Origin of the sequence: Pseudomonas sp. Q1-7 (assembly GCF_028010285.1) — a bacterium.
Taxonomy (GTDB): Bacteria; Pseudomonadota; Gammaproteobacteria; order Pseudomonadales; family Pseudomonadaceae; genus Metapseudomonas.
On sequence record NZ_CP116304.1, the window covers coordinates 4,267,773 to 4,286,589 of the forward strand.

At 65.2% G+C, this 18,817-nt stretch carries 19 protein-coding genes; 11 read left to right on the forward strand and 8 right to left on the reverse strand.

Translation table 11 applies throughout. The annotated features are described in order from the left end of the window. The 9 genes from PJW05_RS19780 to PJW05_RS19820 all read left to right on the forward strand — a co-directional run bounded on the left by PJW05_RS19780 (position 1) and on the right by PJW05_RS19820 (position 8,122). On the forward strand, positions 1–762 hold the full coding sequence (locus PJW05_RS19780; RefSeq protein ID WP_442969181.1) for an ABC transporter ATP-binding protein: 762 nt from the start codon (positions 1–3) through the stop codon (positions 760–762). Next, entirely contained in the window at positions 755–1,477 is a 723-nt protein-coding gene (locus tag PJW05_RS19785) for an ABC transporter ATP-binding protein (RefSeq protein WP_271408666.1), read from the forward strand. Before PJW05_RS19780 ends, PJW05_RS19785 begins: the two co-directional genes overlap by 8 nt. A 92-nt stretch (positions 1,478–1,569) precedes the next feature. Further along, the gene (locus PJW05_RS19790) at positions 1,570–2,781 is read left to right on the forward strand and encodes an ABC transporter substrate-binding protein (RefSeq protein ID WP_442969182.1); all 1,212 of its coding nucleotides are present in this window, start codon (positions 1,570–1,572) and stop codon (positions 2,779–2,781) included. A 58-nt stretch (positions 2,782–2,839) separates the two neighbouring features. Beyond that, positions 2,840–3,724, forward strand: coding sequence for a branched-chain amino acid ABC transporter permease (locus tag PJW05_RS19795; protein ID WP_271408667.1), 885 nt, complete (start codon positions 2,840–2,842; stop codon positions 3,722–3,724). 3 nt (positions 3,725–3,727) lie between these two features. Further along, positions 3,728–4,720 (forward strand): branched-chain amino acid ABC transporter permease, encoded by a 993-nt coding sequence (locus PJW05_RS19800; protein WP_271408668.1) that lies wholly within the window; start codon positions 3,728–3,730, stop codon positions 4,718–4,720. Positions 4,721–4,868: 148 nt separating this feature from the next. After that, positions 4,869–6,131: an OprD family porin gene (locus PJW05_RS19805; RefSeq protein WP_271408669.1), complete on the forward strand. Its 1,263-nt coding sequence runs from the start codon at positions 4,869–4,871 to the stop codon at positions 6,129–6,131. A 49-nt stretch (positions 6,132–6,180) separates the two neighbouring features. After that, the gene (locus PJW05_RS19810) at positions 6,181–6,867 is read left to right on the forward strand and encodes a nitroreductase (protein WP_271408670.1); all 687 of its coding nucleotides are present in this window, start codon (positions 6,181–6,183) and stop codon (positions 6,865–6,867) included. Between the two features lie 22 nt (positions 6,868–6,889). Then, positions 6,890–7,507: a TetR/AcrR family transcriptional regulator gene (locus tag PJW05_RS19815; RefSeq protein ID WP_271408671.1), complete on the forward strand. Its 618-nt coding sequence runs from the start codon at positions 6,890–6,892 to the stop codon at positions 7,505–7,507. A 312-nt stretch (positions 7,508–7,819) separates the two neighbouring features. Next, positions 7,820–8,122, forward strand: coding sequence for a hypothetical protein (locus PJW05_RS19820; protein WP_271408672.1), 303 nt, complete (start codon positions 7,820–7,822; stop codon positions 8,120–8,122). Here the strand turns inward: PJW05_RS19820 and PJW05_RS19825 are convergent. Beyond that, positions 8,112–8,957, reverse strand: coding sequence for a nitrilase family protein (locus tag PJW05_RS19825; protein ID WP_271408673.1), 846 nt, complete (start codon positions 8,955–8,957; stop codon positions 8,112–8,114). The genes PJW05_RS19820 and PJW05_RS19825 overlap by 11 nt on opposite strands. Positions 8,958–8,982: 25 nt before the next feature. Then, positions 8,983–10,482: a purine-cytosine permease family protein gene (locus tag PJW05_RS19830; protein WP_271408674.1), complete on the reverse strand. Its 1,500-nt coding sequence runs from the start codon at positions 10,480–10,482 to the stop codon at positions 8,983–8,985. Between the two features lie 308 nt (positions 10,483–10,790). On the opposite strand from PJW05_RS19830, the gene PJW05_RS19835 reads away from it, so the two are divergent. Further along, positions 10,791–11,693 (forward strand): LysR family transcriptional regulator, encoded by a 903-nt coding sequence (locus tag PJW05_RS19835; RefSeq protein WP_271408675.1) that lies wholly within the window; start codon positions 10,791–10,793, stop codon positions 11,691–11,693. Between the two features lie 58 nt (positions 11,694–11,751). Then, the gene (locus PJW05_RS19840; RefSeq protein WP_271408676.1) at positions 11,752–12,972 is read left to right on the forward strand and encodes a flavin monoamine oxidase family protein; all 1,221 of its coding nucleotides are present in this window, start codon (positions 11,752–11,754) and stop codon (positions 12,970–12,972) included. Positions 12,973–13,032: 60 nt separating this feature from the next. On the opposite strand, the gene PJW05_RS19845 is transcribed toward PJW05_RS19840, so the two are convergent. From PJW05_RS19845 to proW, 6 genes are all read right to left on the reverse strand, one after another. Then, on the reverse strand, positions 13,033–13,803 hold the full coding sequence (locus tag PJW05_RS19845; protein WP_271408677.1) for a substrate-binding periplasmic protein: 771 nt from the start codon (positions 13,801–13,803) through the stop codon (positions 13,033–13,035). A gap of 238 nt (positions 13,804–14,041) precedes the next feature. Then, on the reverse strand, positions 14,042–14,224 hold the full coding sequence (locus tag PJW05_RS19850) for a hypothetical protein (RefSeq protein ID WP_271408678.1): 183 nt from the start codon (positions 14,222–14,224) through the stop codon (positions 14,042–14,044). Between the two features lie 9 nt (positions 14,225–14,233). Further along, on the reverse strand, positions 14,234–15,271 hold the full coding sequence (locus tag PJW05_RS19855) for a GlxA family transcriptional regulator (protein WP_271408679.1): 1,038 nt from the start codon (positions 15,269–15,271) through the stop codon (positions 14,234–14,236). A gap of 76 nt (positions 15,272–15,347) precedes the next feature. Further along, a complete protein-coding gene (locus PJW05_RS19860; protein ID WP_271408680.1) occupies positions 15,348–16,694 on the reverse strand; it encodes an MmgE/PrpD family protein in 1,347 nt (448 codons plus the stop codon). A 72-nt stretch (positions 16,695–16,766) separates the two neighbouring features. Further along, positions 16,767–17,795 carry a glycine betaine/L-proline ABC transporter substrate-binding protein ProX gene (proX, locus tag PJW05_RS19865; RefSeq protein WP_271408681.1) on the reverse strand — a complete coding sequence of 343 codons (1,029 nt, stop codon included), beginning with the start codon at positions 17,793–17,795 and terminating at the stop codon, positions 16,767–16,769. 56 nt (positions 17,796–17,851) lie between these two features. Continuing rightward, positions 17,852–18,805 carry a glycine betaine/L-proline ABC transporter permease ProW gene (gene proW / locus PJW05_RS19870; protein WP_271408682.1) on the reverse strand — a complete coding sequence of 318 codons (954 nt, stop codon included), beginning with the start codon at positions 18,803–18,805 and terminating at the stop codon, positions 17,852–17,854. Between the last annotated feature and the right edge of the window lie 12 nt (positions 18,806–18,817).

Genomic DNA, 18,817 nt, shown 5'->3' on the forward strand with positions numbered 1-18,817 from the left:
ATGATGCACAACGTCATCCTCGAAACCCGGGGATTGACCAAGGAGTTCAACGGCTTCACCGCCGTCGACTCGGTCGATCTCAAGGTACATGAAGGGCATATCCATGCCCTGATCGGCCCCAACGGCGCCGGCAAATCCACCGTCTTCAACCTGTTGACCCGATTCCTGCCGGCGACGCGCGGCGAGGTGCTCTACCAGGGGCAGTCGATCGGCAAGCTGCGGCCCCACCGCGTGGCCCACCTGGGCCTGGTGCGCTCCTTCCAGATTTCCGCCGTGTTCGCCCAGATGAGCGTGCTGGAGAACGTGCGCGTGGCCCTGCAACGCCGTCTGGGCACCTCCTTCCACTTCTGGAAGCCGCTGCGCACCCTCGACCCGCTCGACGAGCGCGCCATGCAGTTGCTCGAAGCCGTGGACCTGCAGGACTTCGCCGGATGCAAGACCGCCGAACTGCCCTACGGCCGCAAACGCGCCCTGGAGCTGGCCACCACCCTGGCCCTGGAGCCGAAGGTCATGCTGCTGGACGAGCCGACCCAGGGCATGGGCCATGAGGATGTCGAGCGCGTGGTCGAACTGATCCGCCGGGCCGCCGTGGGGCGCACCGTGCTGATGGTCGAGCACAACCTGCACGTGGTCAGCAGCCTGTGCGACCGCATCACGGTACTGGCCCGGGGAAGCGTGCTCGCGGAAGGCGACTACGCCGACGTATCCCGCGACCCCGCGGTTCGAGAAGCCTACCTGGGCAAGGAGGCCGCTCATGCTTGAGCATCCGGCCCCCAAGCAGGCGCAATTGCGCCTGTCCAACGTGCAGGCCTTCTACGGCGAATCGCACATCCTCCATGGCATCGACCTGCACGTGCATCGCGGCGAGCTGGTCACCCTGCTCGGGCGCAACGGCTCCGGGCGCAGCACCCTCCTCAAATCGATCATGGGGATGGTCGGCCGACGCACCGGCTCGATCCTGATCGACGGCACGGAAAGCACCCGGCTTCCGGCCTTCCGGATTCCGCGCCTGGGCGCCGGCTACTGCCCCGAGGAACGCGGCATCTTCGCCAGCCTGGATGTCGAGGAAAATCTCCTGCTGCCCCCCACTGTCCGCAGCGGCGGCATGACCCTCGACGAAATCTACGAGATGTTCCCCAACCTCTACGAGCGGCGCCGCAGCCAGGGTACCCGCCTGTCCGGCGGCGAACAGCAGATGCTCGCCATGGCGCGCATCCTGCGTAGCGGCGCCGACCTGCTGCTGCTCGACGAAATCACCGAAGGCCTCGCGCCGGTGATCGTGCAGAAGCTCGCCGAGGTGCTGGTCAAGCTGAAGCAGAAGCAACTGACCATCCTCCTCGTGGAACAGAACTTCCGCTTCGCGGCGCCGCTGGCCGACCGGCATTACCTGATCGAGCACGGGCGAATTCTCGACGAGATCAGCGCCGCCGAACTACCCGGCAAGATGGACCTGCTGCACCGGCAACTGGGCGTCTGACCCGGCCCCCCATCGCAACCGAACCATTGGCTCACCGCCCAGGAGCCAGGGGCGCCCCTGGCCCGACAACCCCCAAAAGAGAGGGAACAACCATGAAAACAACAATAAAACCCGTGGTAGCAGCACTCGCGCTGAGCTTCGCCGGCATGGCCAGCGCACAGATCAGCGACAACGAAATCCGCATCGGTTATCTGGCGGACATGTCCGGCGCCTACCGCGACCTGGGTGGCCCTGGCGGCCTGGAAGCCCTGAAAATGGCGGTCGAGGACTTCGGCGGCCAGGTCAACGGCGCCAGGATCGTGATCCACAGCGCCGACGACCGCAACAGCCCGGATGTCGGCGCCAACACGGCGCGGGAATGGATCGACCAGCGCGGCGTCGACATGGTTGCCGGCCTGGTGTCGTCGGCCGTGACCATCGCAGTGACGCGCATCCTGGAAGAAACCGACAGGCTCGGCCTGGTCTCGATCTCCGCCTCCTCGGCGATCACCAACGAGTACTGCACGGCCAATCACATCCACTGGGTCTACGACACCCACGCAATGGCAAACGGCACCGCCAAGGCCATCGTCCAGGAAGGCGGCGACAAGTGGTTCATCCTCGCCGCCGACTACGCCTTCGGCCACGCCATGGAGGCCGATGTGGAGCGCACGGTCACCGCCTCCGGCGGCCAGGTCGTCGGCAAGGCCCGCCATCCGCTGGCCTCCAGCGACTTCTCGTCGTACATCCTGCAGGCGCAAAGCTCGGGGGCCAACGTCATCGGCCTGGCCAATGCCGCCTCCGACACGGTCAACGCCATCACCACCGCCAGGCAGTTCGGCCTGACCGAGTCGGGCCAGAACCTCGCCGGCCTGATGGTGTTCATCAACGACATTCACGCCCTTGGCCTCGAAGCCACCCAGGGCCTGCAGCTCACCACCGGCTGGTACTGGGACCAGGATGAGCAGAGCCGCGCCTGGGCGCAGCGCTTCTTCGAGCGCACCCAGCGCATGCCGACCATGGTCCAGGCCGGCATCTACTCCAGCACCCGCCACTATCTGCAGGCGATCAAGGATGTCGGCAGCGACGAAGCCCAGGCCGTGCGCCGACAAATGATCGCCACGCCGGTCAACGACATGTTCACCCGCAACGGCCAGATCCGCGAGGACGGCCGCATGGTCTACGACATGTACCTGGCCCAGGTGAAGAAGCCGGCCGAATCCCGGGGTGAGTGGGACCTCTACCGGATCGTCCGGACCATCCCAGCGAGCGAGGCCTTCCGCCCCCTCGCCGAGAGCACGTGCAAGCTGATCAGCAAGTCCTGACCCTTTCAGCCGGCCCGCCGTCGCGTGACGGCGGGCCACTCGGGATGGAGAACTGCCCATGTCTATCTTCGATGTTCCGGCCGTCGCCCTGTACGGCCAGCTCATGCTCGGCCTGATCAACGGCGCCTTCTACGCCCTACTCAGCCTGGGCCTGGCGATCATCTTCGGCCTGCTGAAGGTGATCAACTTCGCCCACGGTGCGCAATACATGCTGGGGGCCTTCACCGCGCTGTTGCTGCTGCAGCACTTCGGCGTCGATTACTGGACCGCCCTGCTGCTGGTTCCCGTCCTGGTGGGCCTGCTGGGTATCGCCATCGAGCGCTTCCTGCTGCGCCCGCTGGCCGGCGAAAGCCACCTCTACAGCCTGCTGTTGACCTTTGGCCTGGCACTGATCATCCAGGGCCTGTTCACCAACCTGTTCGGCAGTTCCGGCATCGGCTACCCGACGCCGCAGGCGTTCCGTGGCAGCCTCGACCTGGGCTTCATGCACCTGCCGATCTATCGCGCCTGGGTGGTGGTGGTCGCCCTGGTGCTCTCCTTCGCCGTGTGGTTCGTCATCGAGCGCACCCGCCTGGGCGCCTACCTGCGCGCCGGCACGGAAAACCCCCGGCTGATGCAGGCATTCGGCATCAATATTCCGTTCATGGTGACCCTGACCTATGGCTTCGGTGTCGCCCTCGCCGCCTTCACCGGCGTCCTCGCCGCGCCGCTGTACAGCGTCTCGCCGGGCATGGGCGCCAACCTGCTGATCGTGGTGTTCGCCGTGGTGGTGATCGGCGGCATGGGCTCCATCGTCGGCGCCGTGCTCACGGGCCTGGCCATGGGCCTGATCGAAGGCCTGACCAAGGTGTTCTACCCCCAGGCCGCCACCACCGTGATCTTCCTGGTCATGGTTCTGGTGCTGCTGTTCAAACCCACCGGCCTGTTCACCAGGGAGGCATGAAAAATGAACGACACCGCGCTCTCGCAGAACGCCCTGATCCAGCCACGGCGGTACAAGCCACTCTGGTTCGCCCTGGCAGTGCTGGGTATCGCCATGCTGGCGCCCCTCGCCATCTATCCGATCTTCCTGATGAAGCTGCTGTGCTTTGCCCTGTTCGCCTGTGCGTTCAACCTGCTGCTCGGGCATGTCGGCCTGCTGTCCTTCGGGCACGCCGCATTCCTCGCCACCGGCGGCTACACGACGGGTTGGCTGCTGTCCGCGCACAGCGGCCTGACGCCGGAAGTGGGCATTCTCGGCGGCACGGTCGCGGCCACCCTGCTCGGCCTGCTGTTCGGTGTGCTGGCGATCCGCCGACAGGGCATCTATTTCGCCATGATCACCCTGGCCCTCGCGCAGATGGTGTACTTCATCTACCTCCAGTCACCCTTCACCGGCGGCGAGAACGGACTGCACGGCATTCCGCGCGGCAAGCTGTTCGGCCTGGTGGACCTGCGCAACGACCTGACCCTGTACTACGTCGTCCTGGCCATCAGCCTGGGCGGCTACCTGCTGATCCAGCGCACCGTGCACTCGCCGTTCGGCCAGGTGCTGCGCGCCATCCGCGAGAACGAGCCGCGCGCCATCTCCCTGGGCTACAACGTCGACGCCTACAAACTGCTCGCGTTCGTGCTTTCCAGCGGGCTGGCCGGCCTGGCCGGCGCCACCAAGACCCTGGTGTTCCAGTTCGCCAGCCTGACCGACGCACACTGGCACATGTCCGGCGAGGTCATCCTGATGACCCTGCTCGGCGGCGTCGGCACCCTCCTCGGCCCGGTGGTGGGATCGGGGCTGGTGGTCTGGCTGCACCACGTGCTCGGCGGCGGCGCCCTGGGCAGTTGGATGGGCGTGATCCTCGGCGTGATCTTCGTGCTCTGCGTCCTGCTGTTCCGCGCCGGGATCGTCGGCTACCTGCGCCTGTACGCCGACCGCTCGGCAGACAGCCACCGCATTTTATGACAACATCTTGCTATTTATTTGAAGCAGACTTAGTTTTCACATACGCCTGAAAGGCCACAAAAAACCAACAAATCAGCATCCTGCGAGATTTTCAGCTCGTACCAGGACGCCTGACGACTGCACACAAAAACAATTAAAGGTAAACACCATGCAGATTAATCGCCACATCCAACGCAACGCCCTGGTCCTGCTCGGACTCCTCCCCTGCGTCGCCCAGGCCGGCTTCGTCGAAGACAGCCAACTGAGCCTCGAAGCCCGCAACTTCTACATGAACCGCGACTACCGGGACGCCGACCGAGTCGATACCCCGCGCTTCCAGGGCCAGAGCAAGGCCAAGGCCGAGGAATGGGGACAAGGCTTCATGCTCCGCTACAGCTCGGGCTTTACCGAGGGCACCCTGGGATTGGGCGTCGACGCCCTGGGGCTGCTGGGCATCAAGCTGGACTCCGGGCGCGGCACGAGCGGCGCGGGTGCCCTGCAGGTGCAGCGCGATGGCGACGTATCCGACGAGTTCGGCTTCTTCGGACCGACAGCCAAGGCCAGGCTGGGCAAGTCCGTGCTCACGGTGGGCACCCACGCGCCCACGCTGCCGATCGCCTTCCGCAACGATACCCGCCTGTTGCCGCAAACCTTCGAAGGCGCGCAGATCGTCTCCAACGACATCGACACGCTCACCCTGACCGCAGGCCAGTTCCGCGCCACCCGCCTGAGAAACTCCAGCGACTACGAGGACATGAACATGTTCGCCGACGGCGCCACGGGCGGCGTGGCCAGTGACCGTTTCAACTACGCAGGCGCCACCTACACGCCCCTGCCGAGCCTCATCGCCACCTATTTCCATGCCGAGCTGAAGGACAACTACAGCCAGCATTACGGGAACCTCATCCACAGCCTGCCGCTGGCCGAGGGCCTCACGCTGAAGTCGGATATCCGCTACTTCGACAGCGACGATGAAGGCCGCACCACGGTGGACAACCGCAACCTCGGCGCGATGTTCACCCTGATGTACAAGGGGCATGCGCTCGGCATGGCCTATCAGGACCAGAGCGGCGATACCGGCATGCCGTTCATTGCCGGCGGCACCGATCCCTGGACCCTCAACACCGTCACCTACCACCACTTCCTGCGTGCCCGGGAAGACTCCTGGCAAGTGCGCTACGACTACGACTTCGCCGCCATGGGCATCCCCGGCCTGTCGCTGATGACCCGCTACGTGTCCGGCGACAACTTCGAAATCGGCGGGCAGGACGCGCGGGAATGGGAACGCGATACCGATATCGCCTACGTGGTGCAGAGCGGCCCGCTCAGGGGCCTCAACCTGCGCTGGCGCAACGTCAGCTATCGCGGCAGCCACACCACCGACATCGACGAGAACCGCTTCATCGTCGGTTACACCCTCAAGATCTGGTAAATGGCTCGGCGGGGCGACCACCTCGCCCCGTCCTCAAAGGAGGTCCAGCATGCACGTCGACGCCGCCATCCGCTCGCGCAAATCCGTTCGTCGCTTCCAACCCTGGCCGGTGCCCCGGCACACGATCGAGCAGCTGCTCGAACTCGCCGCGCGCGCGCCGAGCGGCAACAACATTCAGCCCTGGCACGTGCATGTCATCACCGGCGGCAAGAAACAGGCACTCTGCGACGCCATCCTCCGCCACGCGGAAACCGGCTCAGCCACCACCGCCGAGTACAAGTACTACCCGGACGACTGGTTCGAGCCCTTCAAGACGCGACGCCGCGAGGTGGGTTTCGGCCTCTACGAGGCGCTGGGAATCGACCGCCACGACGTCGCCGCGCGCCGCCACCAGGAACTGCGGAACTACAGCTTCTTCGACGCCCCCGTCGGCCTGCTGGTCAGCCTCGACCGTCGCCTCAACACGGGCAGCTACATGGACCTGGGCATGTTCATCCAGTCCTTCATGCTCGCCGCCCGAGGCAAGGGCTTGCACACATGCCCACAAGCGGCCTTCGCCTGGTACCACGAGATCGTCCGCGAGCACGTGCCGCTGGCCCCGGAGCACATCCTGGTCTGCGGCATCGCCCTCGGCCACGAGGACCAGGGTGCCGCCGAGAACGCACTGGCCACGCCGCGCGAACCGATCAGGACCTTCACCTCGTTCCACGGATTCGATACGGCCAACGAAACCTGACCACAGCCGAGCGAAGCGCCCCATGATCACCGCTACCGAACAGGCCATCCGACAATCCGCGATCGAACTGATCGCCCGGCAGGGTTACGACGCCATGACCTTGCGCGGCCTCGCCGCCCACGCCGGGGTGAACCCCGGCACCCTGTACCTGTACTACAGGGGCAAACAGGAGCTGCTGGCCAGCCTGGTCCTCGACTACTACGACCAGCTCCGGGACGCCTGGCTGAAACTCAAGCCCGCCGGCAGGGCGGCAGAATCGGTATGGGCCGCGTTCGTGGCGTTCCACATCAGGCAGCACCTCGATAATCGCCAACTGGGCTTGCTCGGCAACCTGGAGTTCCGCTGCCTGGAAGGCGGCGAACTGCGAGCGATCAAGCTCGCGCGCAGACGCTACCTCGACGAAATCCAGGCGATCATCCAGCAGGGTATCGAGGAAGGGGTTTTCGAGTGCGCCGAACCCAAGCTGTACGCCAACGTGCTGTTCAATCTGCTGACCCATAGCTGTTCCTGGTACCGGGAAGGAGACCGCCTCTCCCAGGAGCAGGTCATCGAGCACTATCGCCGCCTCACGACAAAGGCCCTGAGCGCGCCTCTCGCCATCGACCAGGGGCAACCCCGGGAAGCTCCCGGGTCGTCATAAACAGACACGCCACCCGGCGCACACCGTTCATCGCCCTCCGGCCGCGGAAGCGATAAGCATTGATCCAGGTTCGGTTGGCCCCTGCCAGCACCGTGGAAGAATCGATCCGTCCCCGCGCTGGACAGGCCGGACGTCGGCCCATTGCCGATTGGTCCGGGCTGCACTCGGCGCTGGTCTAGACTGCATCCCTGTTGTGTCGGCGGGGAGGTCAGCCTTGGCAACGCCCCTCGCGCGAGCGGGACTCCATCCCATTCATCCTGTATTCCGCTGGCCAGGGAGGGCCGACGTTTCGAAGGAAAAGAGCGCGTAATCATGCCCCTTATAAAACATCGGATCACCGCTGCCGGATTCCTTGCAGCCGGTCTTGCCTTGACTGCCCAGGCCAACGAGTCGGCCATCCAGGCCCATTGCCAGAACAGGTGGAGCGGCGACGCCATGCGCGCCTACTGCCAGGAAGAACAGCGTCGAGCGGCGGCGGCGATCGCCGCCTACAGCGGGCCCGTGCGCAGTCGCTGCGAGGCCGAATGGGGCAGCGACTACCACATGGTGCTGTTCTGCATCCGCGAGCAACAGAAGCCGTCCCGGGCCGCCGTCGCGGACCTGGCTACGGATTAGCGGCGAGCACCCCATACAGCTCGGGGCGGCGGTCCTCATGCAGGTGGTTGTGCGGGCTGATGCGCTTGTTGCGTGCCTCGTCCAGCTTCAGGCTAGCCAGGAGAATCTGCTCGCCGCCCGCCTCGGCCGGCCCGGCGAGGGGATAGCCATCCGGGTCAACGATCACCGAACCCTGCACCCAGTTCACGCCACGCTCCGTGCCATGCCGGTCGCAGGCCGCGATGAAGAGGCGATTGACCGCCGCGTTGGCCTGCACCCGCACCACTTCGGCCGGGCGCTCCATGGGCGGGCGCGGGCCGTCCGGCCAGTTGACCGGCGCACAGATCAACTCGGCGCCGGCCAGGGCCGGCAGCCGTACCCACTCGGGAAATTCCAGGTCGTAGCAGACCATCACACCGATCCGCCCGAAGGCGGTTTCCACCACCGGCGGCGGTTCGCTTCCGGCGGTGAACAGGGCGTTCTCGGCATCCCACAGGTGCGCCTTGCGATAGACCGCGCGCAGGCCGGTGGCATCGACCAGGGCCGCGCTGTTGGCGACCTGCCGCTCGTCCAGCCGCTCGCAGAAGCCGCCGACTATGACCACATCCAGCTCGCGCGCCAGGGCCTGCCACAACCGCAGGGTCGGCCCATCCACCGGCTCGGCCAGCGCCAGAGCCTCGGCCAGGTCGCGGAACACGTAGCCGCTCTGCACCAGCTCGGGCAGCACCACCACCCGTGCGCCGCGCTGCGCCGCCGCGCGGATGGCCCGCTCGGCGATGCGACGGTTATGGGCGAGATCGCCGACCTTCGGCGCCAGTTGGCAGCAGGCCACCGAGATGTTTCGGGATGGGTTCACAGCACGCTACTCCTTGTCGTTGCGCTCACGGCACCTGGCGGTCGCCGGGCTGGCTGATGGCGAGGATGTCGCGCTCGCGGATGCCGTCGATCAGGCGCCTTTCGCCCTCCAGGTCCAGCGTGCGACTGAGGACGAAGTAGGTCAGGCCGGAAACCACCAGCCCCACCATCCAGGCGATGTCCACGCCATCCAGCAGGCGCGCCATGGGCCCCACGAAGACCTCTTCGCCCGCCGCCGCATCGAAGATGAAGAAGAACGGCACCATGCAGGCGAAGCCCACCAGGTAGGCGGCTATGCCGCGCAGTTGCCAGGCGCCGTAGATACCCTTGGCGGTGAAGAAGTGCGGAATCGCGTAGCGCCCCTTGCGCACGAAGAAGTAGTCCACCAGGTTCACCGCGGTCCAGGGCACCAGGAAATAGAGCATCAGCACCAGGAAGGTGTTCAGGATGGAAATGCCGTTGCCGGGGATCGACATCACGCAGCCCAGCACCACCAGGGTGATGAACAGGATCGCCAGCACCCGCGCACGGGGTGTGGGGTCGATGGGGCGTACCGAATCGATGCCGGTAAGCAGGGTCAGCATGGCGCTGTAGGTGTTCAGCGCGATCACCGGCAGGAAGCCCAGCACCGACACCAGCACCAGTACATGCCCCAGCCCCGGCATCAGGGACGCGCCGACGCGGTCCAGCGCCACCAGCGCATCGGACGCTTGCAGCAACTGCGCCAGCCAGGCCCCCAGGCCGATCATCCAGGCGCCGGACAGCGACGCGCCGAGGAACACCGCCGCGATCAGTTTCGGCCGGCTGGTGTCCTTCGGCAGGTAGCGCGAGTAATCGGACACGTAAGGCGCATAGGAAATGTTGTAGCTGGCGGCGATGGCGAACTGGGTGGCGAAGGCGACCCAACTGAAGCCCAGGTTGGCCGGTTCGGCGCTCGTCTCCTGCCCGGCGCCGAACGCCAGCGCGAGGGTCACCAGCGCATAGAGCGGCAGGGTCAGCATCAGCGCCCACTTGAAGGCCTTGTGCATCAGGTCGTGGCCATAGATCGACAGCAGCGCGCCGATGGCGATCACCGCGCAGGCCACGGGAATCGGCTCCAGCCCGAAGACGTTTTGCAGGCCATCGACGATGAGCGTCACGTTCACCACGTTGAACCCGACGAACACGAACAGGGTCGCCATCAGCGCCAGCACCACCCCGCGATAACCGAACTGGGCGCGCGACTGGATCATCTGCGGCAGGCCCATCTCCGGCCCCTGGGAACCGTGGAAGGCCATGAACAGGGTGCCGAACATGATGCCCAGCGCGCCGGCCAGGGTCGTCCACAGGGCGGACAGCCCGAGACTCGGCCCGACGAAGCCGATGGAGATGGTGAAGAAATGGAAGTTGCCGAGGAACCAGAACGGCCCCTGGCTGCTCAGCCTGGCGTGGCGCTCGGACTCGGGGATGTAGTCGATGGAGTGGCCTTCGATGGCCAATCCGCCGCCGGCTTCGGCCGCGCGGGCGTGCTGGGTGGACCCTGACATGGGATGCTCCTGCGCTCTGGATCGAGCGAACTGTTGTTCTTGTGAGGATGCCGCCGACGCCTTGTTCGGCCCGGTCATACATCGGGTTCATCTATGTTGGGTGAGGTCGCATCGCCCAAGCCCTGTGGCGGACGCCCCTGCTGGCGGCCTATGATGGCCCGCCCGCGACCCGCCTCCCGCCCACATCCCTGTTGGCCATCGAGCGAGTCGCCGAGGCTGCAATCTAGGGGGATGGCCAGGCGCATAAAATAGCGCGACGCCACTGTTCACATAGAACGCGACCTATGTAATGCGCAATCGGAGGCTGCATGCTGGGCAACGTATCCGAGCTGGATATCCGCTTGATCCGCGTCTTCCTCGCCGTCGTCGAGGCGGGTGGCATTTCTGCCGCGCAGGGCGCGCTGAACACCTCGCAACCCACCATCAGCGCGCAACTGGCGTCGCTGGAAACCCGCCTGGGCTTTCGCCTCTGCCAGCGCGGCCGCTCCGGGTTCGCCCTGACGCCCAAGGGCAGCCAGTTCGTGGAAGCGGCACGCCGCCTGCTGGCCGCCGCCGAAGGCTTCCGCCTGGAAGTGCAGCACATCAACCGCACCCTCACCGGCACCCTGAACATCGGCCTGCTCGGGCAGATCGACCCGACCGCCAACAAGAAGATCGCCCACGCCATCGCCTGCCTGCGCGCACGCAACCAAGGGCTGTACTTCCAGTTCACCGAACTGTCGTCGTCCCTCCTCGAAGAAAAACTGGTCAACGGCCATCTGGACCTGGCCATCGGCTACTTCTGGCGGCGGCTCGACAGCCTCGACTACTTTGCCCTGTTCCGCGAAACCCAGGAGGCCTATTGCAGCGCCTCGCACCCGCTGTATCCACGGGCCGGCGACCTGGACAGCCAGGACGTCGCCGAGCACGAGTGGGTCTGGCCCAGCCACCCGCTGCCGGAGATGCCCGCGCCCACCACCATCGACCACCTGACCGCCCTCACCGACAGCATGGACGGCGCCGCCCTGCTGATTCTCTCCGGCCAGCACCTGGGCTTCCTGCCGCAGCACTACGCGGCGCACCACGTGGAGCTGGACCAGCTGCGCGCCCTCAACCCCGGGCAGCTCCGCTACGAGGTCCAGTTCCATGCGGCGGTGCGCCACGCCACCCGGCAGAGCGAACTGGTGAGCACCTTTCTGGCGGAGCTGATGGATGTGTTCCAAGTGAGCTGACGCCCGACAGCCCAGGTTCTGCTATAAGGCAAGCACCTCCCGCCCCCAGGTACAGCCCATGCACCGCCCCCGCCGATGGCACGTCACCCGCTGGCACGAAGATCCGTACAGCGGCGGCGCCTACGCTTCGCTGCTGCCGGGCGGCCAGATCGGACATCGGCTGTTGCTGGCCGAGCCGCTGGACGGGCAGTTGATCCTGGCCGGCGAGGCCTACCACAGCCATCCCGGCATGACCCACAGCGCTTGGGAAAGTGGCAACTGCGCCGCCCGCCATGCCCTGGAGGGTGGGGCACGCCGAGTCCTGGTCATTGGCGCGGGCCTTGCCGGGCTCGCTGCTGCCCGTGCATTGGTGGCAAGCGGCGCGACGGTCCAGGTGCTGGAGGCGCGAGAGCGCATCGGCGGACGCACCCACAGCATCGAACTGGGCGGCATCCACGCCGATGCCGGCGCGGCCTGGCTGCAGCAATATGACCGCAACGGACTGGCGCGCCTGGCAGAACAGCTGGGACTGGCGACGGTCGCAACGGACTTCTCCCGCCCCCTGGCCGCCGCCCATGACGGCCCGGTGCCCGATATCGACGAAGCCTATGCACGGTTCCTGCGCCATGTGGATCGCAGTCTGCCACTGGAACAGGCGGTGCGAGGCCATGCTGCGACCCTGTCCCCGGCCGAGCGCCGCGCCCTGGGTTTTGCCCTCGACGGCAACCTGATTCTGGAAGCGGGCCTGCCCCTGTCGCGGCTGTCCATGGCGGCGCTGGAGGAAGAGGGCGTGGGTAACGGCGACCGCTATCTTCCCGGTGGCTATCGGCAGTTGGTCGATCACCTGGCCCAAGGCCTGGATATCCGCCTCGGCCACGAGGTGCGCCGCATCGAGCGAAGCGCTTCCGGCGTCCGGGTCGATGGCATCGCCGCCGACTGCTGCATCTGCACCGTTCCAATCGGTGCCTTGGGCCGAATCGACTTCCTACCCGACCTGCCGGGACGCTATCGCGAAGCCCTGTCCTACCTGGCCATGGGCCAGGTGGAGAAAGTCATTCTGCAATTCGAGGAACGCTGGTGGCCGGTGTCCCCAAGCGGATACCTGCGCTGGTACGACGAGCCGGCCAACTGGGGTGAATGGCTCGACCTCACTGAAGGCGTGGGCTCTCCCACTATCGCCGGACTGATCGCCGCCGATGCCGTCGAGCGGGAATTCCGGGGCCGCACGGATGAAGAAATCGCCCACTCGGCCGCCTACCAACTGCAGCGCTGGGCGGAGCGAGTCAAAAGCTATGGCTGACGGCGCCAGCGCTGAGGGAAGGGAGGCAGGTGGACTGAAGTCCCGCTCGCCGATCCCGCTTCAAAGCCCGTACTTGGCCTTGAGCGCCTGCACCGCCTCGCGTTCGCGCTGCAGGAAGGCGTCGAAGCGCTGGATCAGCTCCGGGTGGCGGATGCTGGACAGGTGGTAATAGCTGTCCCTGAGCGGCAGCAGGGAGCGCTCCACCACCAGGCTCTGCTCGCGGCCCTGGCGCTTGAGGTGGAAGTGCGCCACCTGCTGCGCCATGTTGGCGGCGTCGATGTACCCGGCGATGACCATGTGGATGAGCCCTTCGGGATTGGGCGCTTCCTTGATGACCACGCGCCCGGCGGCGATGTCATCGCGGAACTTCCAGGGCGTGAAGCCGCGCACGAAGCCCAGCCGGCGGAACGCCTCGCGTGGCTGGCCACGGCGCTCCGGCAGCACCAGCATGGCGTCCTGGAACTGCAGCACCGGCTGCGAGTAGGTGACGCCGGCGGGTTTCCGGTGTACCTCCCAGCGCGGGTTGTCCGGGAACACCAGGTCAAGCTGGCCGGACCAGTAGGTGTGGGACAGTCGCCGCACCGGCAGCGGCACATAGGTCAGACGCAGGTGCTCACGGTCGGCAAAGAGGTCGAGCAGTTCGCGGGCATAGCCGCGGTACTGGTTCTCCGGCGGCACCGCGGAATAGATCGGGTAATAGTCCACCTGCTCCACGCCGACGCGGTACGCCTCCGGTTCGCTGGCGTAACCGGCGCAATACCACGTCTGGGCGGACAGCAGCGCAACGAACCACAGCGCTCGGCAACGGCGTAATACCAGCGGGCTCGGCATAAAGAGGGTATGGACCTGGCGAAAGTGCCTCGCAGTTTAGGCCGGCGCAGTGGCAGGAGTCTCCCCCCACTTTGGTCAATCCTGCAGCGGCACCCAGACCTCCACCCAGCCGGTGCCGGCCATGGGGTCGTCCCAGAGGGGACCGGCTCAGTGTGCGAAGCGCGCCGGAGCGTCGCTTGATCGTTCTTGCAGCACCGGTGTGGCTAGGGGGGCGGAATAGCGTGTACCGCCAATCAGCCTATTCCCACAGGTCAACGGCGTTGCCGCTCGCCTGCGCCGTCCATGACGCGCCGAAAAAACGCTCAATCAAGCAGCGGCTCATCAGCACACGTAACTCGCTGAGCGGGCACAGTTCAAGCTCGATAAGGAACAAGCGCAGCAGGCCAGGTCCATGCCACTGTTCCCTTGCTGGATCGTCCATCCGGAAGCATCAAACCTTGAAATGGCTCCGTGCGCGAAACTGGCCCGGGGCAATATCAAACTTCTCACGGAAACAGCGGCTGAAATGAGGAAGGGTGGTGAAGCCGCTGGCAACCGCGATCTCGGTCAGAGATTTGTTGGTGTGCTGCAACAGCTGGCGTGCATGGGTGAGACGTAGTTCCATGTAATAGCGCGGCGGCGTCGCCTTCACATAACGTCGAAACAGGCGCTCTAAATGGCGTCTGGAGATGCGCGCATATCGCGCGATCTCATCAATCTCGATAGGGTCCTCGATATTGCTGTGCATCAGCTCCAGAGCAAGCTTTAGCGTTCGCGGCAGGGTTGGATTGAAGTCGATCGAGACCACTGACACATCCACGGTTTCCCGCATTTTGTCGCAGCCCAGCACCTCTTCCACCGCGTCCAACAGTTCGCGGCCAGCGCTGTGCCCCACCACTTCCAGCATCATGCCCAACGAGCTGTTCGCACCCGCGCAGCTGATGCGTTTGCGGTCAAGTATGTGGGAATGGCTGGTCACGCTCACTTTCGGGAACAGCTCGGACATCATTGCCCGGCCGTCAGGGTGAAAAGCGCACTCATGGCCATCCATCAGACCCGCCTCAGCCAGGAAGTACGTGCCGTTCCAAAGCCCGCCGAGCACCGCTCCAACAGCGTCGGCATGGCGCAGCTTGGACCGCAGCAGGGGGTCGCTTTCGAGGCGGACGCGAAACCCACCGCACACCACCAGGATGTCCTGGTGCTTCTCATTCAATTCGGCCAGCGAACAGTCGGTGGAGATGGCGATGCCCAGGTCGCTGACTACCAGATTGCGGTCACCACCAACGACCTTGACCTCGAATACCGGCGTCGAACTCATGAGATTGGCGGTAACCAGCGCATCCACCGCGCCAGTGAAGGCCATCATCGAAAAATGCTCGCGCAGGATGAATGCCACCCGACGCATGGGTGTAGTCAGCCCGGCACGGCTGGCCCTGTCCAGATGCACCAGGTTCTTGCTCTTCAATACGCTTTCGAAGGACGTTCTCATCTCTGGGCCCATTGCAGTTCCAGAGCCACATCGAAGGTCGCGGCATCCCTACCGGCAACCCAACCCGCAGAACCTTTCACACCGATTCCGTTGGCCCGCACACCAACGCCAGCAAGCGCTCGCAACTGGAGCGCCCCGGTAGCGCAGCAATCTCTGCTTCGATTTCCTGCCGTTGCTCATCGGACAGGCTGATACCCGCCAGCACGTTGAACTTGTCACGGAACTCCGTACGGCTCATGCCCGTTTCGGGATCGCCCTTGGCCGCGGTAATGGGGCTGGCGAAGGATTGGCCATCCTTGAGCTGCACCAGGACCCTGGAAAGAATCTCCCGGGGGAAGCGCGCGGAGAGCTCATCGCTCTCGACGATCTCGATGCGCCGGCTGACCGCCAGGATGTCGGGGGCGTGGATGGCCTCCCCCGTCACCTCCAGCGGACCGACCCGGCCTCGCGCCACGAGCGCGGCCAGGGGGAAGGCCAGCGCGTACTGGGCCTCGTCAGCATTGGCGGGGGTGTGCCCCTGCAAGCGCATGGATTCGTGGAAGGTCTGCACCTGAATCTGCTCGATGCTCTCGCCACGGATCTGCGGATGCTCGACCATCAGCGCCGTCATGGCGGTGAGGGCTGGCTGGGCCCAGCGGCAAACCGGCCAGGGTTTGAAGTACTGGGCATCGATTTCCCAGCGCTGGCCGAGATCGCGCCAATGGGCAGCTACCGTCTCGTCTTCCACTGTCTCGGCGGGAGCCCCGGTGACGCCGGCCTCGGCGAGCAGCAAAGCATTGAGCCCTGCGTAGGCACCTGCTCCATGGGCATCACGCAGCATCGAAGGATGATCGACCAAACGCATCATCGGGCAGCGCGGGCCAAAGTATTCGGCGATACCTAGCGCATGACGGAAGCGCTGCTCGTCCAGCCCCAGCAGGCGGGCGCCACCACAGACCACACCGACACCCGAGAAGGCACCGGACGCATGGTATTGTGGAGCGCTCGCCATCAGCGCAACGCCGGCCCGCAGCGCCGTCTCGTAGGCAATGCACAGGGCGCTGAGCAGCTCTTCGCCGCTGATGCGTCTGCCCTGCTCGCACCAGGCATCGGCCAGCGCCAGCAATGCTGGGACCACAGTAGCTCCAGCGTGCCCCTTGGAGGTGAAATGCCCTTCATGGGCATCCAGGCTGTCGACGCTGAAGCCCCCCGCCCAAGCGGCCCCAAGCGGGTGTACCGGGCGGCCATCGAACAGCAAGCGACTGGCCAGATTTCCGGTCGGGTAATGGCTCAGCGCATAGTGTTTGAGCGCCTGGCTGGTTTGATTGTCACGCGCGCCGGCGGCAACACCGAGAATATCCAGCAAGCAGGTCTGCAACAGCTCACGGGTATGGGACGGCGCATCGCGGAAACGGAACTCGCGGACGAACGAATAGAGCGACATGTGGGTGCTCCACAATCGGGATTAGATTTGGCTGGAGGTGAGGTGCCCGCTACCGGGCACCCGTTTTGGCGATCAGTTCGATGCTTGGCTGGCGGCGGCACGCGAGGCCTGCAGCCAGGCGTCGAACTGCTGGCGGTGCGCGGCGACCCACTCCTTGGCATGGCGCTGGATGTCGGCGGGCTTCTTCTCGCCCTGCTGCATCTTCAGGTTCTGCGCACTCTCGTCGGCGGTGCTGATCTGCACCAGCGAGAGGAACTTCACAGCCGCCGGGTTCTCTTCGGCGAAGTCCTTGTTCAGCACGGCCACGACCTTGTCTACGGCGAACCCGAGGTTCTTGCCCTTGTACAGGGTGTCCACGTCGTTGTTGCCGTCCGGCAGATCGGTCTTCGGCACTTCCAGCCAGACCACGTCCGTGTTCTCGACCAGCACGCTGGCGATCCACTGCGGTACCCAGGTGAAGTACAGGATAGGCTTGCCTTCCTTGTAGCGGGTGATGGTGTCGGCCATCAGGGCGAAGTACGAGCCCTGGTTGACGTGCACGCTGCTGTCCAGGTCATAGGCCTTCATGTGGTGGGAGATCACCAGCTCGCACCCCCAGCCCGGGTTGCAGCCGGTCAGGTCCGCCTTGCCGTCGCCGTCGGTGTCGAACAGCTTGGCGATCTCCGGCTTCTTCAGGTCGGTGATGTACTTGATGTTGTATTGGTCCGCGGTTTTCTTGTCGATCAGGTAGCCCTGGCTGACACCCGGAATGACGTTTCCGGTCTTGACCATCACCTCGTCACCGCCGGCCTGTTGGTAAAACTTGTCGTGCAGCTTTTCCCACAGGTGCACGGTGAAATCGGCATCGCCGTTGGCCAGGGCCACCATCATCACGCCGTACTCGGTTTCCTTCGGCTCCTGGACGTCGTAGCCCAGTTCACGCAGGCCTTCCATCGCCACTTCGCCGCGGAAGCGCTCTTCGGCAATGGAGGGGAAGATCGGCGTGACCTCGACGTCCTCGCCCGGCTTGTCGGCCGAAGCGCTGGCACTCAGGGCGGCGACCGTCAGGGACAGGGCGGTGGCGCATTGCAGCATGCTGCGAGAGAACTTGGATCGATGCATCGTCTCGTACCTTCATTCAGTTTTCTTGTCGGGTTCGGTAGATCGAATCAATCGGCTCAGGCAGCCTTGCGCCGCCCGGCGTGTTGTCCGGCACCGCATAGGCGCAGCAGCGCGCCAAGGGGGCCGGTGTGGTACCAACGCAGGCTCGGATCGGCGCTTGAGCGCGCGCCCATGGCCTGAGTCAGTCGGTCGAGAAAGATGGCCAGCAGCACCAGCCCTACCCCACCGACGGTGGCCAAGCCCATGTCCAGGCGACCGATGCCGCGCAGGACCATCTGCCCGAGGCCGCCCACCGAGATCATCGAGGCGATCACCACCATCGACAGTGAAAGCATCAAGGTCTGGTTCATGCCGGCCATGATGGTCGAGGTGGCCAGCGGCAGTTGCACGCGGGTCAGCATCTGCCGCGGGGTGCAGCCGAAGGCGCGGGCGGCCTCGATCTTGTCTTCGGGTACCTGGCGGATGCCCAGGTTGGTCAGGCGCACCAGCGGCGGCAGGGCGAACACGATGGTCACCAGCACCCCGGGCACGTTGCCGATGCCGAACAGCATCACCACGGGCACCAGGTAGACGAATGCCGGCAGCGTCTGCATGGCGTCGAGCACTGGCCGAACAATCCGTTCCAGGTGGTCGCTGCGGGCACAGAGAATCCCCAGCGGGATGCCGATCACGGCGCAGAAGAACACCGAGGTCAGTACCAGCGCCAGAGTGGTCATGGACTCCGACCACACGCCGATGAACCCGAGCAGCGTCAAGGTAACGAAGCACAGCAGGGCCATGCGCTTGCCGGCCAGCTGCCAACCCAGCAACGAGGACAGGATGATGCCGATGGTCGGCGGGATGCTCTGCAGGACGTACTCGATGCCATTGAGCACCTGGTCGATGGGCCAGCGGATGGCACGGAATACATCACGGAAATTGTGCACCAGGTATTTCAGGGTGGTTTCCACCCACTCACCCAGAGGGATGACGGCACTTTGGAACGGATCGAGAAGACTGAACTCAGACATGGTGGTTACCTA

Coding starts and splice junctions, on each gene's coding strand:
- PJW05_RS19780 (WP_442969181.1), top strand. CDS start 1: ATGATGCACAACGTCATCCTCGAAACCCGGGGATTGACCAAGGAGTTC.
- PJW05_RS19785 (WP_271408666.1), top strand. CDS start 755: ATGCTTGAGCATCCGGCCCCCAAGCAGGCGCAATTGCGCCTGTCCAAC.
- PJW05_RS19790 (WP_442969182.1), top strand. CDS start 1,570: ATGAAAACAACAATAAAACCCGTGGTAGCAGCACTCGCGCTGAGCTTC.
- PJW05_RS19795 (WP_271408667.1), top strand. CDS start 2,840: ATGTCTATCTTCGATGTTCCGGCCGTCGCCCTGTACGGCCAGCTCATG.
- PJW05_RS19800 (WP_271408668.1), top strand. CDS start 3,728: ATGAACGACACCGCGCTCTCGCAGAACGCCCTGATCCAGCCACGGCGG.
- PJW05_RS19805 (WP_271408669.1), top strand. CDS start 4,869: ATGCAGATTAATCGCCACATCCAACGCAACGCCCTGGTCCTGCTCGGA.
- PJW05_RS19810 (WP_271408670.1), top strand. CDS start 6,181: ATGCACGTCGACGCCGCCATCCGCTCGCGCAAATCCGTTCGTCGCTTC.
- PJW05_RS19815 (WP_271408671.1), top strand. CDS start 6,890: ATGATCACCGCTACCGAACAGGCCATCCGACAATCCGCGATCGAACTG.
- PJW05_RS19820 (WP_271408672.1), top strand. CDS start 7,820: ATGCCCCTTATAAAACATCGGATCACCGCTGCCGGATTCCTTGCAGCC.
- PJW05_RS19830 (WP_271408674.1), bottom strand. CDS start 10,482: ATGTCAGGGTCCACCCAGCACGCCCGCGCGGCCGAAGCCGGCGGCGGA.
- PJW05_RS19835 (WP_271408675.1), top strand. CDS start 10,791: ATGCTGGGCAACGTATCCGAGCTGGATATCCGCTTGATCCGCGTCTTC.
- PJW05_RS19840 (WP_271408676.1), top strand. CDS start 11,752: ATGCACCGCCCCCGCCGATGGCACGTCACCCGCTGGCACGAAGATCCG.
- PJW05_RS19845 (WP_271408677.1), bottom strand. CDS start 13,803: ATGCCGAGCCCGCTGGTATTACGCCGTTGCCGAGCGCTGTGGTTCGTT.
- PJW05_RS19850 (WP_271408678.1), bottom strand. CDS start 14,224: ATGGACGATCCAGCAAGGGAACAGTGGCATGGACCTGGCCTGCTGCGC.
- PJW05_RS19855 (WP_271408679.1), bottom strand. CDS start 15,271: ATGAGAACGTCCTTCGAAAGCGTATTGAAGAGCAAGAACCTGGTGCAT.
- PJW05_RS19860 (WP_271408680.1), bottom strand. CDS start 16,694: ATGTCGCTCTATTCGTTCGTCCGCGAGTTCCGTTTCCGCGATGCGCCG.
- proX (WP_271408681.1), bottom strand. CDS start 17,795: ATGCATCGATCCAAGTTCTCTCGCAGCATGCTGCAATGCGCCACCGCC.
- proW (WP_271408682.1), bottom strand. CDS start 18,805: ATGTCTGAGTTCAGTCTTCTCGATCCGTTCCAAAGTGCCGTCATCCCT.